This window comes from Phenylobacterium sp., from assembly GCF_030693405.1.
In the GTDB taxonomy this organism is placed as follows: domain Bacteria; phylum Pseudomonadota; class Alphaproteobacteria; order Caulobacterales; family Caulobacteraceae; genus Phenylobacterium.
Map to the genome: position 1 here is coordinate 70,309 of NZ_JAUYAW010000010.1, position 13,509 is coordinate 83,817.

Sequence of the window (13,509 nt, forward strand, 5' to 3'; positions counted from 1 at the left end):
AACGCCTCGCGCTCAACGGTTGCCACCGGCCCCTCACTCCGCATACTCCGCGCCAAAGTCGATCAAGGGAGTTGCGCCGTGAGTGAAGGCGAGATTTTTCCGGTGCCTGAGGCCTGGGCCAAGCGTACGCATATGGACGCCGCCGCCTATGAGGCCGCCTGCCGGCGGGCCGAGCAGGACCCGGACGGCTACTGGCGCGACGTGGCCGGCCGTCTGGACTGGTCCAAGCCCTTCACTCAGGTCAAGGACGTCTCGTTCGACGCGTCGGACTTCCGCATCAAGTGGTTCGCCGATGGCGAGCTGAATGTCAGCGTCAACTGCATCGACCGTCATCTGGCCACCCGCCGCGACCAGGTGGCGATCATCTGGGAAAGCGACGACCCCGACCTCTACGACACCCTGACCTACGGCCAGTTGCACGCCGAGGTGTGCCGCATGGCCAATGTGCTCAAGGCCAAGGGCGTCAAGAAGGGCGACCGGGTCACCATCTATCTGCCGATGATCCCGGCCGCGGCCGTGGCCATGCTGGCCTGCTCGCGGATCGGCGCGGTGCATTCGGTGGTGTTCGGCGGTTTCTCGCCCGACAGCCTGGCCGGCCGCATTCAGGACTGCGACTCCCGCCTGGTCATCACCGCCGACGAGGGCGTGCGCGGCGGCAAGATCGTGCCGCTGAAGGCCAATGTGGACGAGGCGCTCAAGTCCTGCCCCGACGTGACCGACGTCATCGTCGTGCGCCGCACCCGGGCCGATGTGCCGATGGTCGAGGGCCGCGACGCCTATTTTGGCGAGCTGAAGAAGACCGTCGCCGACACCTGCGATCCCGAACCGATGAATGCCGAGGATCCGCTGTTCATCCTCTACACCTCCGGCTCGACGGGGAAGCCCAAGGGGGTGCTGCACACCACGGGCGGCTATCTGACCTGGGCGGCCCACACCCATGAGCTGGTGTTCGACTATCGCCCTGGCGAGGTCTTCTGGTGCACCGCCGATGTGGGCTGGGTCACGGGCCACTCCTATGTGGTCTACGGCCCGCTCGCCAATGCGGCGACCACGGTGATGTTCGAGGGCGTGCCCACCTATCCGGACAATTCCCGCTTCTGGCAGGTGGTGGACAGGCACAAGGTGGAGATCTTCTACACCGCGCCGACGGCCATCCGCGCCCTGATGCGCGATGGCGACGCGCCGGTGAAGAGCACGAGCCGGGAGTCCCTGCGCCTGCTGGGCACGGTGGGCGAGCCGATCAATCCCGAGGCCTGGCTCTGGTACCACCGGGTGGTCGGCGATGGCCGCTGCCCGGTGGTCGACACCTACTGGCAGACCGAGACCGGCGCCTGCCTGGCCACCCCCCTGCCGGGCGCCACTCCGGCCAAGCCTGGCTCCTGCGCCATGCCCCTGCCCGGGGTGAAGTTCCAGCTGGTGGACGCCGACGGCAAGGTGCTCGACGGCGCGACCAGCGGCAATCTGTGCCTCACCGACTCCTGGCCAGGCCAGATGCGCACGGTCTATGGCGACCATGAGCGCTTCATCCAGACCTATTTCACCACCTATCCCGGCAAGTACTTCACCGGCGACGGCTGCCGCCGGGACGAGGACGGCTATTACTGGATCACCGGGCGGGTGGACGACGTGATCAATGTGTCGGGCCACCGCCTGGGCACGGCCGAGATCGAGAGCGCCCTGGTGGGCCATGAGGCGGTGGCCGAAGCCGCCGTGGTCGGCTATCCGCACGACATCAAGGGGCAGGGCATCTACGCCTTCGTGACGCTGAAGTCCGATGTGGAGCTGACCGACATCCTGGCCGCCGACATCAAGGGCTGGGTCCGCCGGGAGATCGGCGCCTTTGCGGCCCTGGACGCCCTGCAGTTTGCGCCCTCTCTGCCAAAGACCCGGTCGGGCAAGATCATGCGCCGAATCCTGCGCAAGATCGCCGAGAACCAGACCGATCAGCTGGGGGACACCTCGACCCTGGCTGAGCCCGGGGTGGTGGACGACCTCGTGCAGAATCGCGTCGCGGTTTGAGCCCCGACCTTCCCGGCCCCCTGCGCGGGGCCATCGAGGCCAGGCTCGAGGGCGTCTCCCGCCGCGATCTCGCCGAGCGGGCGGCCCGGGTTTCGGCGGCCTATCGCGGCGGGGCTGGCTCGTCTGGGGTGGTGCTGACCCTGGACGATGCGCTCGCCTATGCCCTGGCCCGCCTGCCGGCCACCTATGCCGCCGACATGGCGGTCTTTTCGGCGCTCGCCGAGGCTTGCCCGGACTTCTCTCCGGCCACCCTGCTGGACGCCGGCGCCGGTCCCGGCACGGCCTCCTGGGCGGCGCTCGAGGTCTGGCCGCAGATCGAGGCGGCCCTGCTGCTGGATGAAAGCGGCCCCTTCCTCGACCTCGCCCGTATCCTCGGCGAGGCCGGCCCCCCCGTCCTGTCCGGGGCGGAACGCCGCCGGGCCAATCTGACGGCGACCCAGGCCGAGGCCTGGCCGCGGGCCGAGCTGGTGGTGGCCTCCTATGTCCTGGCGGAAATTCCGCTTCCGGCCCAGGCGCCCCTGGTCGAGCGACTCTGGGCGGCCTGCGAGGGCGTACTCGTCCTGGTGGAGCCGGGCACGCCAGCCGGCTATCAGCGCATCCTGTCGGCGCGAGCCCTGCTGATCGAGGCCGGCGCCCGCCTGGCGGGGCCGTGTCCGCACGCCCAGGCCTGTCCTCTGACCCAGCCCGACTGGTGCCACTTCGTCCAGCGCCTGCCCCGCTCCCGCGACCACCGCCTGGCCAAGGGGGCAGATGCGCCCTTCGAGGATGAGAAGTTCATCTGGCTGGCTGCGACCCGGGACAGCGTTGCGGTGATACCCTTCGAGGCCCGGGTGCTCAGCCCCCCGCGTCAGGCCAAGCCTGGCATCGATCTGAAGCTCTGCGTCGACACCGGCGCGCTGGAACAGCGCTTCGTCCCCCGCCGCGACAAGCCAGCCTACGCCGTGGCCCGCCGCCTCGACTGGGGCGATGCGATCTGAGGGGGGCCGCCTCTCCCAAACCGACACGGCCTGGCTTGACCGGGCCATCCATGAACAGCGACGCGAGGCCGTGCAGGGACCCTCGGATCAAGTCCGAGGGTGACGGACTTTGGATTTAGGTCCGCCCTACATCACGCCCAGTCGCCGCAGCACCCGCAGGTGCAGGTCGCGTTCGCGGGTGTGGACGCCCGGGGCGCCGGCCACGACGATGAGCGCCTTCCAGAGCGCCCAGGCCTGGCCGCGGAGCCAGGTGGCGTCGTCGAGGCCCAGGCGCTGGCGGAAGGTGTCGCGGGCGGCCTCATTCAGGAAGGTCCAGGCGAAGGCCAGGTCGCAGGCGGGGTCGCCCACCCCGCAGGTCCCGAAATCGATCACCGCGGCCAGCCGACCGTTCCGGACCAGCAGATTGCCCGGCGCCACGTCCCCGTGGATCCAGACCGGCGGGCGGTCCCAGCGCGTGGCGAGCGCCTCATCCCAGAGGGCGAGCGCCGCTGCGCCATTGATCTGGTCGCCGAGGGTCTCCGTCGCCGCCCGGGTCTGGCCGTCATAGACCGCCGGATCGCCGCCCCGGTGGAAGTTGTGCGGGCCGGCCGGCGGACCGCCAGCCGGATCGATGGCGTGCAGGGCCAGCAGGAAGTCGGCGAGGTCCTGGGCCAGGGTCACGTGGTCCAGGTCTTCGGCCGCAGCCACGGTCTCCCCCTCGATCCAGGCGCAGATCGACCAGGGAAAGGTATAGCCTTCGCCGGGCGCGCCCACCGCCACCGGCGCCGGGATCGGCAGGGGGAGCTGCGCGGCGAGTCTCGGCAGCCACGTCTGCTCCTTCTCCACCTGGGCGAGGTAGTGCGCTGCGGCCGGCATGCGGACCAGCAGGTCGGCTCCCAGCCGGAAGGTGCGGTTGTCCCAGCCCCCGGGTCTGACCCGGGTGATGGGAAGGTCCGCCCATTGGGGAAACTGGTCGGCCACCAGGGCGGCGACCGTCGCCTCATCGATCTTGACCCGTTCGGTCATTGCCTCATCCTTCCCTAGGGTCAGGGTTGAAGCCCCCGATCGGCGCGGTCCATGGTCCGCCCATTGTTTTCGCCCATTCGAGACACATAAGGGAGGGCCATATGCCCATCAGCCGCGAAGTTCATCTCATCACCCGCCCGCACGGCATGCCGCAGGCGAGCGAATTCGAGATCGTCGAGACCAACGTCCCCGACGCCGCCGACGGCCAGGTGCTGGTCCAGAACCTCTACATGTCGGTGGACCCGGCCATGCGCCCGCGGCTGACCTCCGGCCAGGCCCTGAACGAAGCCATGATGGGCGGGGCGCTGGGTCGGGTGGTCCAGTCCAAGAGTCCCGACTTCGCGGTCGGCGACCTGGTGAACAACCGCCTGGGCTTCCGGGAGTATTTCGTCTCTGACGCCAAGGGCCTGTCCAAGCTGACGCCGGCCGAGGGCCTGCCGCTGACGGTCCACATGCATGCGCTCGGCATGACCGGCTTCACGGCCTATGGCGGTCTGCTGTTCATCGGCGCGATGAAGGAGGGCGAGCAGGTGTTCGTCTCCACCGCCGCCGGCGCCGTGGGCTCCATCGCCGCCCAGATCGCCAAGATCAGAGGCGGCTATGTGGTGGGCTCCACCGGCTCGGACGACAAGGCCGCCTGGCTGCGCGACGAGATCGGCCTGGATGCGGTGATCAACTACAAGACCCAGCCCATCCGCCAGGCCCTGGAAGAGGCCACGCCCAAGGGGCTCGACGTCTATTTCGAGAATGTCGGCGGCGAGCATCTGGAAGCTGCGCTGCGCCGGATGAACACGCTCGGCCGCATCGCCGTCTGCGGCATGATTTCAGGCTATAACGAAGGCCAGGCGCCGGTGCGCAACCTGTCCAACATCATCTATTCGCGGGTGATGCTGCGGGGCTTTGTGGGCACAGACTTCATGCACCTGCAGCCTGATTTCCAGCGCGACATGGCCGCCTGGCTGCGCGAGGGCAAAATCAAGTACCAGGAGACGGTGATGGACGGGATCACGTCCGCGCCCAAGGCCCTGATCGGCCTGCTGGAAGGCGCCAATTCCGGCAAGATGCTGGTCAAGCTCGCGGACTAGGTCGCGTTTGACCTGACGCCTGAGACGAAGACGGGCTCAGGACGCGACAGGTCCTGAGCCTCGATCGTCCGCCGCGAGACTAGCCCCAGGGACCGTCCTTGGAGCGACGGGTGATCGGCACCGCGGTGCCGACGGCGCGGGCCGCCCGCTGGACGGGGGCGGCGACCTTGCCGGCCATGTCCATCAGGGCCTTGACCCGGTTCTGGGTGGCCGGGTGAGTGGAGAACAGATTGTCGGCCCCACGCCCCGACAGGGGATTGATGATGAACATCTGGCCGGTGGCCGGGTTGCGCTCGGCCGGCAGGTTTACCGTGCCGCGGGCATAGTGCTCGATCTTCTGCAGCGCGTCGGCCAGGGCCTCCGGGTCGCCGCAGATCTCGGCCCCCCCGCGGTCGGCCTCATATTCCCGGGCCCGGCTGATAGCCATCTGCACCAGGCTGGCGGCCATGGGCGCCAGGATCATCAGCGCGATGGTCCCGATGATTCCGCCCGGACGCTCCCGGTCATTGCCGCCAAAGAACAACGCGAAATTGGCGAGCGCTGAGATGGCGCCGGCCACGGTGGCGGTCACCGTCATGGTCAGGGTGTCGCGGTTCTTCACATGGGCCAGTTCATGGGCCATCACGCCGCGCACCTCACGGCGGTCAAGCATCCGCAGCAGACCCTGGGTGGCCGCGACGGCGGCGTTCTCCGGATTGCGGCCAGTGGCGAAGGCGTTGGGCTGGTCGGTGGCCATCACATAGACCTTGGGCCGGGGCATGCCGGCGCCGTCGGCCATGTCGAAGACGTCGCGCACATAATTGCGGATCAGGGCCTCGGGGTGGGTCTCGTCCACCGGCTGGGCGCCGTGCATCTTCAGCACGATCTTGTCTGAGTTCCAGTAGCTGAACAGGTTCATGCCGCCGGCCAGGACGAGCGCGATCAGCATGCCGCTGGCCCCGCCGATCATGAAGCCGATCCCCATGAACAGGGCGGTCAGGGCGGCCAGGAGGGTGAAGGTTCTCAGGTGGTTGTGCATCTTGCGTTCAGCAGTTGTTCCAGGCACCAGATATGGGGAGGCAGGCGGGAATTGCGCAAGATCGCAGTGTGATCTGGCATCTCGAAACCGTCGCCGAGCGGCGCTATGATCGCCCATGACAATGACGAATGATCCCGCCGCCATCGTCGCGCGGCTCACCGAAGAATACCTGGCCTCGGTCAAGGCCCTGCGGGGCGCCCTGCAACGCTTTCTGGACCAGGGTGAAATCCCCGATCCCGCCCTGCGGGCGAGCGGCGCCTTCACCTATCCGGAGCTTCGACTCAGCTGGCCCCGCGGCGAGGCCTTTCCCCGGCTCGCCCGCGCCTATGCCCGCCTCTCGGCGCCTGGCGACTACGCCGTCACCGTGACCCGGCCCGACCTGTTCGGCGACTATCTGGTCGAGCAGCTGACCCTGCTGATGGCCGACTTCAATGTCACCGTCGAGGTCGGGCGCTCGGTCCAGGAAATCCCGTTCCCCTATGTGCTGGACGGCACGGTGGACTTGGCCAAGGCCGATGTGGGCGCCGCCGAGATCGCCCGCCACTTCCCCACCACCGAGCTCGCCCATATCGGCGACGAGATCGCCGATGGCTTCTGGACGCCGGCCCTGGAAGAGGCCCGGCCGCTGGCCCTGTTCGATGGCCTGCGCACCGACTTCTCCCTGGCCCGCCTGGCCCACTACACCGGCGCGCCTGCCGAACACGTGCAGCCCTACATCCTGTTCACTAATTACCACCGCTATGTGGACGAGTTCGTCGCCTGGGCCTGCGCCCAGCTGAAGGCCGGCGGCCCCTATACCGCCCTGTCGGCGGCCGGGCGGGTCGTGGTGACGGCGGAGACCGAAAATCCGGAGATGGTGGTGGCCGAGGCCCCCTGGCGGCGTCACCAGATGCCGGCCTACCATCTGATGGCCAAGGACGGCCGAGGCGTCACGCTGATCAATATCGGCGTCGGCCCCTCCAACGCCAAGACGATCACCGACCATCTGGCGGTGCTGCGGCCCCAGGCCTGGCTGATGATCGGCCATTGCGGCGGCCTGCGCGGCAGCCAGACCATCGGCGACTATGTCCTGGCCCACGCCTATCTGCGCGACGACCACGTGCTGGACGACGTCCTGCCGCCGGAAATCCCCATCCCGCCCATCGCCGAGGTGCAGGTGGCCATGAACCGGGCCGCCGAGAAGGTGACGGGCGAGTCCGGGGATCTGCTCAAGCGCCGCCTGCGCACCGGCACGGTGGTCACCACCGACGACCGGAACTGGGAGCTGCGCTATTCGCTGTCGGCCCTGCGGTTCAATCAGTCCCGGGCCGTGGCCATCGACATGGAAAGCGCCACCATCGCCGCCCAGGGCTACCGGTTCCGGGTGCCCTACGGCACCCTGCTGTGCGTATCGGACAAACCTCTGCACGGGGAGATCAAGCTGCCCGGCCAGGCCAACGCCTTCTATGAGCGGGCCATCGGCCAGCACCTGCAGATCGGCCTGGTCACCCTCGACCTGTTGCGGGAGGAGGGCGCGGCCCTGCACTCGCGCAAGCTGCGCAGCTTCGACGAGCCGCCGTTCCGGTAAGGCTCAGGCCGTCAGGAACCGGACGACCGCGTCGCCTAGCTCGGGCGTGGCGGCTGCGGCCCGGTGGTCGCCGGGCACGATGACCAGTTCGCCATGCGGCAACAGCTCGACCAGCTCGTGGGGCGAGCCGTTGTCGCGGTCGGCGTCGCCGCAGACCACCAGGGTCGGGGTGGCGATCGCGCGGATCTGCGCCTCGGTCGTTTCCTGGAAGGCGGCCAGTACGCCAAGCATGGCCTGGGGGTTGAGGCCCATCTCGGCCATCAGGGCCTGGATGAACTTGCCGGCCCGGGGGTCACGCGCGTTCGCCCCATTGCGGATGGAGTCCTCGAACATCGCCGCCCGGGCGCCGGCTTGCATCACGCCCGAAGCGCCCATGCCGCCCAGGGCCATCCGGCGGGGGCGAAGGCCGCCGATCACCGCCCGCACCGAGGTCCGCGCCCCGAGCGAATAGCCCACGAGGTCGAAATCGCTGAGCCCCAGATGGGCGATCAGGGCGGCCTGGTCCCTGGCCAGCACGTCCTGCGGCCAGGCCTCGGCTTCCGCCGGCGCGCCGGACTCCCCGTGGCCGCGCAGGTCCGGCGCAATCACCTGGAAGCCGGCGGCCACCAGCCGCTCGGCATGGCCGGGCAGGAACCAGTTCTGCTTTCCGCTGGAGAAGAAGCCGTGCAGCAGCACGACGGGGCGGCCAGCGCCGGCGGTATGGACGGCGATCTCGACGCCGTCGAAGCTCTGGAATCGGGTGGTTGTCGGCTCTGTCATGGGCGCCAAACTGTGGCGCCGAAGGTCCGGCGTCCAGGCCCTGGATTTCCCCGGCCGCCGGGTTTAGAGCCTGCCGATGCAACGACATATGGACTTCGAAGGTATCGAGAACTTCCGCGACTTCGGAGGCTACGACACCGCCTGCGGCCGCGGCCTGCGGTCTGGACTGCTCTATCGGTCCGCCAATCATGGCCGCGCCACGCCCGCCGATCTCGCCCGACTGCGGGAGCTGGGGATTTCGGTGGTGGTGGACCTGCGCCGGCCGGCCGAACGGGTGCGGGAGCCCTCCCTGCGGCCCGAGGGTTTCATGGCCCATGTGATCGAGAACGACCTGGGCGAGCCCGGTGATCCGTGGCTGGCGGCCCTGAAGGACTCCGACATCAGCGCTGACTTCTTCCGGGCCGACGGGGTCCGGTTCTACCGGGAAGCCCCGTTTGAAGCCCGTCATTTGGACCTGTTTTCGCGCTATTTCCGCGCCCTTTCGGCCTCTGAAGGGCCAGTTCTGGTGCATTGCGTGGCGGGCAAGGACCGCACCGGCATGCTGTGTGCGCTCACCCACCACATGGCCGGCGTCCATGACGACGACCTGGTCACCGACTATCTGCTGACCAATGACGAGACCCGCATCGCGCGGCGCATTCCGTTCATGATGGAGTTCGTCGCCGAGCATGCCGGCCGGGCGCCGACCGAGGAAGCGGTGCGCACGGCGCTGAGCGTGCACCCGGAGTATCTGCAGGCCGCCTTCACCGTCATGCGCGAACAGTGCGGCTCCCTCGACGGCTATCTGGAGCAGGCGCTCGGGGTCGACCGTCCCATGCGCGAGGCCATCGCCGAGCGGATCCTGGCCTAGCCCATGCGTCGGGCCGACCGGCTGTTTCAGATCATCCAGATCCTGCGCCGCAGCCGCAGGCCGGTGACCGGGGCGGCGCTGGCCCGAGAGCTCGAGACCTCCCTGCGGACGGTCTATCGGGACATGGCTGATCTGATCGCCCAGCGGGTGCCGATCCGCGGCGAGGCCGGCGTCGGCTATGTCCTGGACGACGGCTTCGACATGCCGCCCCTGATGCTCACGGCGCAGGAGCTGGAGGCGGTGCTGCTGGGCGCCCAGTGGGTGGGCGGCCGGGGCGATCCGGATCTGGCCCGGGCGGCCCAGGACGTGGTGGCCAAGATCGCCCAGGTGATCCCGGAAAACCTGCGCCCCTTTGTCAGCTCCTCGCCTCTGACCGCCGCGGGGGGGCCGAGCGCGGTTCGTGATGCGCTCGACATGTCCCAGCTGCGCGCCTGCATGCGCGACCAGCGCAAGGTGGCTCTGGACTATGCCGACGAGGCCGGCGCGGTGACCCGACGGGTGATCTGGCCGGTGACGGTGGGCTATTTCGACACCACAAGGGTGATCTGCGCCTGGTGCGAGCTGCGCCAGGCCTTCCGGCATTTCCGCACCGACCGGGTGGTGGCCGCCGAATTCCTGGATGAGCGCTATCCCGGCGCCCGGGCCCAGCTGTGGGCCCAGTGGCGGCGCACCCTGCCGGATGCGAGGGCGGCTAAGCCTGATGGGGATTGCGCGGGGGAGGCGAGGTCAGGCGTCCGGCGATGACCTCCACGTCTGCGCCGGACGCCTTCCAGGGACTGAACCTCCGACAAGGTTCAGCGACAAGATTTGCGCTCGGGCGCCGTCTCGGCCTAATCACCTCCCCGTGAAATCTGGCCCATTGGTCGGGCCGACAGTCGGAGAGCGCCATGCAGAGCTTTCAACCCCCACGCCGGGTCCTGATGGGGCCGGGCCCCTCTGACGTCAGCCCCCGCGTGCTGGCGGCCCTGTCGCGGCCGACCATCGGCCACCTGGACCCGGCCTTTCAGGGCTTGATGGAGGAGATCAAGGCGGCGCTCTCGCGGCTGTTCAATGCGCCTGATCACATCTGCGTGCCCCTGTCGGCGCCGGGCACGGCGGGCATGGAAGCGGCCCTGATGAACCTGCTGGAGCCGGGCGACCTGGCGGTGATCTGCGTCAATGGCGTGTTCGGAACCCGCATGGTGGACATGGCCGGCCGGGCCGGCGCCGAGGTGATCGCCGTCGAGGACGCCTGGGGGACCCCGGTCAGCCTGGACAAGGTCGAAGCCGCGCTTTCCGGCCGCCAGGCCAAGGTGCTGGCCTTCGTCCATGCGGAGACCTCCACGGGCGTGCGCAGCGATGCGGCCAGCCTCTGCGCCCTGGCGCGCAAGTATGGGGCGCTGTCCATCGTCGACTGCGTGACCTCGCTGGGCGGCATCGCGGTGGATGCCGCAGCCTGGGACGCCGATGTCCTCTATTCCGGGACCCAGAAGTGCCTGTCGGCGCCCCCTGGCCTGTCGCCGGTGGCCTTCTCCAAGCGCGCCGTGGCCTCCATCGCCGCGCGCAAGGAGAAGCCCCGCAACTGGCTGTTCGATATCGGCCTCTTGATGAGCTACTGGGGCGGGGAGGGCGGCCGCACCTATCACCACACCGCCCCGATCAACGCCCTCTACGGCCTGCACGAGTCCCTGGTCGCCCTGTTCGAAGAGGGCCAGCAGGCGGCCTTTGTCCGCCATGCGCGGATGCACGAGTCCCTGGTGGCCGGCCTGGAAGCCCTGGGTCTGGAGATGCTGGTGGCGCCGGAGCATCGCCTGCCGCAGCTCAATACGGTGAAGGTCCCGGCAGGCGTCGATGAGGCCGCGGTCCGCGACTATGTTCTCACCCACTGGAACCTGGAGCTGGGGGCGGGCCTGGGTCCGCTCAAGGGCCAGGTCTGGCGGATCGGCCTGATGGGCGCCTCGGCCACCCCCTGGCATGTGCGCCTGTGTCTGACGGCTCTGGGCGAAGCTCTGGCGACCCAGGGCTATCAGGGCGACCGGGCCGCGGCCCTGGCGGCGGCGGACGCCCGCCTCGCCTGATCGCTTTCCAGCCGCGCCATAGGGGGCTATGGCGCAAACATGCGTCGTGTCGTCCAGATCGAAGCCCCCTGGCGGGAGCCGGCTACGGCCCTAGGCGCCCTGGCGCAGGAGGCCTGGAGCCTTTGCCTGCTGTCGGGGGGCGGCGGCGCGCGGGGGCGCTGGAGTTATCTGGCGGCGCGACCCCTGCGGACTCTGCTTATCGCCCCGGCCGATCAGACCGACCCGTTCGCCGCCCTGGCCGGCCTGATCCCGGACGGCGAGGTCCTGGCCGACGGCCCGCCCTTCCAGGGGGGCGTGGCGGGGCTGGCTGCCTATGAGCTGGGCGGGCGGGCCCAGGGGCTGGGTCTGGCGCCCCACCCGGACTGGCCGATCCTGGCCTGCGCCCTCTATCCCGCCATCCTGGCCTTCGATCATCAGGACCGCCGGCTGCTGGCCGTCGGCCGGGGCGAGGACTCCGCCGAGGCGCTCGCCCGGGCGCAGGGTCTCCTGGACGCCCTCGGACCTGATGGGACGAAAGCGAGCGCAGGGCCCCAGGTCCTGGCCGGTCCGATGACCGCCTCGTCGGGGGCGGCCTATGAGGCGGCCGTGGCCGAGGTGGTGGCGCGGATCGCGGCGGGCGAGATCTTCCAGGCCAATGTGGCCCGGCGCTGGACCGGAACGCTGGCGCCAGGCGCTTCGCCCTATGACCTGTTCGCTCGGCTGGCCCAGGACTCGGCGGCGCCCTTCGCCGCCTATCTACGCCTGCCGGGTCTGGCGGTGGTGTCCAATTCTCCGGAGCGGTTCGTGGCTCTGCGGCGCATCCCCGAGGGCCTGATGGCCGAGACGCGGCCGATCAAGGGCACGCGGCCAAGGGGCTGCGACGGCGCCCAGGACCAGGCTCTGGCCGCCGAGCTGCTGGCCAGTCCCAAGGACCGGGCCGAGAACCTGATGATCGTCGACCTGATGCGCAACGACCTGGCGCGGGTCTGCCGGCCCGGCAGCGTGCGGGCGCCCGAGCTGTTCGCCATCGAGAGCTTCGCCAACGTCCATCACCTGGTCTCCACCATCACCGGCGTGATGCAGGCGGGGCTGGGGGCCGCCGACCTGCTGGCGGCTGCCTTCCCGCCGGGCTCGATCACCGGGGCGCCGAAGATCCAGGCCATGAAGGTGATCGAGGGGCTCGAGCCGCCCCGAGGGCCCTATTGTGGCTCGATCTTCTGGGCCGGCGCGGACGGGGCGTTTGATTCCAGCGTGCTGATCCGCACCGCAGCCTGCGTGGAGACCCCGGATGGCTGGCGGCTGGAGGCCGGGGCAGGGGCGGGCCTGGTGGCCGACAGCACGCCCGCCGCCGAGCGAGCCGAGACCGAGGCCAAGATTTCCGCCCTGCTGCGGGCGCTGTCCGCCGATCCCCGGAGCGCCCCATGAGCCTGCCCCTGAACGATCGCGGCCTGCTCTTGGGGGACGGGCTGTTCGAGACCCTGCTGGCGGTGGACGGGGCGCCGCGCGACTGGGCTGCGCATATGGCGCGCCTGGAGCTCGGATGCGCAGCCCTGGACCTGCCGGCGCCCGATGCGGCCGCCGCCCAGGCCGTCGCCCTGGCGGCCCTGGTGTCAGCGGGCCTGGAAGCTGGCCGCGCGGCCCTGCGGATCACCTGGACGGCGGGTTCCGGGGGGCGGGGCCTTGATCGGCCAGAGCCCTGCGCGCCGGTTCTGTTCGCGACGGCCAGCCCGGCGCCGGCGCCTGCGGGACCCCTGCGCCTGATCACGGCGGCCACCCGGCGCAATGCGGGCTCCATCGCATCGCGGCACAAGACCCTGTCCTATCTGGACAATGTGCTGGCGAGGCGCGAGGCGTCCCTGGCCGGCGCTGACGAGGCGGTGATGCTGAACAGCGACGGGCAGGTGGCCTGCGCGGCGGCGGGCAATCTGTTCTGGGTCGCGGACGGCCGGCTGATGACCCCGGCCCTGGACTGCGGAATCCTGGCCGGGGTGACCCGCGCCAAGGTGCTGGCCTGGGCGCGGCAGGCGGGCGTCCCGGTGTCGGAGGTCATGATGGGCCCGTCGGCCCTGGACGAGGCCGAGGCGGTCTTCGTCACCAACAGCCTCGCCGGCGCCCGGGCGGCCCAATGCCTGGACGGGCGACCCCTCAGGGAATGGAGCCTCAGGGCAAAGCTATCCTTAGCCCTCGACTGAG

The 13,509-nt window shown here is 69.8% G+C and carries 12 protein-coding genes; 9 read left to right on the forward strand and 3 right to left on the reverse strand.

Annotated features, from left to right (window positions below; genetic code table 11):
* The first annotated feature begins 132 nt into the window (after positions 1-132).
* Both acs and Q8N19_RS01695 read left to right on the forward strand, forming a co-directional pair.
* Complete coding sequence (acs, locus tag Q8N19_RS01690) at positions 133-2,019, forward strand: acetate--CoA ligase (RefSeq protein ID WP_371133773.1); 1,887 nt, start codon at positions 133-135, stop codon at positions 2,017-2,019.
* Complete coding sequence (locus tag Q8N19_RS01695) at positions 2,016-2,996, forward strand: small ribosomal subunit Rsm22 family protein (RefSeq protein WP_305587910.1); 981 nt, start codon at positions 2,016-2,018, stop codon at positions 2,994-2,996. Before acs ends, Q8N19_RS01695 begins: the two co-directional genes overlap by 4 nt.
* A 126-nt stretch (positions 2,997-3,122) precedes the next feature.
* Here the strand turns inward: Q8N19_RS01695 and Q8N19_RS01700 are convergent, their stop codons facing one another.
* Positions 3,123-4,001 (reverse strand): aminoglycoside phosphotransferase family protein, encoded by an 879-nt coding sequence (locus tag Q8N19_RS01700; protein ID WP_305587911.1) that lies wholly within the window; start codon positions 3,999-4,001, stop codon positions 3,123-3,125.
* Positions 4,002-4,102: 101 nt separating this feature from the next.
* Here Q8N19_RS01700 and Q8N19_RS01705 point away from each other — a divergent pair, with 101 nt between their 5' ends.
* On the forward strand, positions 4,103-5,086 hold the full coding sequence (locus Q8N19_RS01705) for an NADP-dependent oxidoreductase (RefSeq protein WP_305587912.1): 984 nt from the start codon (positions 4,103-4,105) through the stop codon (positions 5,084-5,086).
* 79 nt (positions 5,087-5,165) lie between these two features.
* On the opposite strand, the gene htpX is transcribed toward Q8N19_RS01705, so the two are convergent.
* Positions 5,166-6,104, reverse strand: coding sequence for a zinc metalloprotease HtpX (htpX, locus tag Q8N19_RS01710; protein WP_305587913.1), 939 nt, complete (start codon positions 6,102-6,104; stop codon positions 5,166-5,168).
* A gap of 115 nt (positions 6,105-6,219) precedes the next feature.
* Between htpX and Q8N19_RS01715 the strand changes: the two genes are divergently transcribed.
* On the forward strand, positions 6,220-7,671 hold the full coding sequence (locus Q8N19_RS01715; RefSeq protein ID WP_371133767.1) for an AMP nucleosidase: 1,452 nt from the start codon (positions 6,220-6,222) through the stop codon (positions 7,669-7,671).
* A gap of 3 nt (positions 7,672-7,674) precedes the next feature.
* Here Q8N19_RS01715 and Q8N19_RS01720 read toward each other — a convergent pair whose 3' ends face one another.
* Positions 7,675-8,430 (reverse strand): alpha/beta fold hydrolase, encoded by a 756-nt coding sequence (locus tag Q8N19_RS01720; protein WP_305587914.1) that lies wholly within the window; start codon positions 8,428-8,430, stop codon positions 7,675-7,677.
* Between the two features lie 76 nt (positions 8,431-8,506).
* Here Q8N19_RS01720 and Q8N19_RS01725 point away from each other — a divergent pair, with 76 nt between their 5' ends.
* The 5 genes from Q8N19_RS01725 to Q8N19_RS01745 all read left to right on the forward strand — a co-directional run bounded on the left by Q8N19_RS01725 (position 8,507) and on the right by Q8N19_RS01745 (position 13,508).
* Complete coding sequence (locus tag Q8N19_RS01725) at positions 8,507-9,280, forward strand: tyrosine-protein phosphatase (RefSeq protein WP_305587915.1); 774 nt, start codon at positions 8,507-8,509, stop codon at positions 9,278-9,280.
* A gap of 3 nt (positions 9,281-9,283) precedes the next feature.
* The gene (locus Q8N19_RS01730; RefSeq protein ID WP_305587916.1) at positions 9,284-10,024 is read left to right on the forward strand and encodes a YafY family protein; all 741 of its coding nucleotides are present in this window, start codon (positions 9,284-9,286) and stop codon (positions 10,022-10,024) included.
* Positions 10,025-10,167: 143 nt separating this feature from the next.
* Positions 10,168-11,337: an alanine--glyoxylate aminotransferase family protein gene (locus tag Q8N19_RS01735; RefSeq protein ID WP_305587917.1), complete on the forward strand. Its 1,170-nt coding sequence runs from the start codon at positions 10,168-10,170 to the stop codon at positions 11,335-11,337.
* Between the two features lie 39 nt (positions 11,338-11,376).
* Entirely contained in the window at positions 11,377-12,741 is a 1,365-nt protein-coding gene (locus tag Q8N19_RS01740) for an anthranilate synthase component I family protein (RefSeq protein WP_305587918.1), read from the forward strand.
* Complete coding sequence (locus tag Q8N19_RS01745) at positions 12,738-13,508, forward strand: aminotransferase class IV (protein WP_305587919.1); 771 nt, start codon at positions 12,738-12,740, stop codon at positions 13,506-13,508. Before Q8N19_RS01740 ends, Q8N19_RS01745 begins: the two co-directional genes overlap by 4 nt.
* Position 13,509 lies beyond the last annotated feature (1 nt).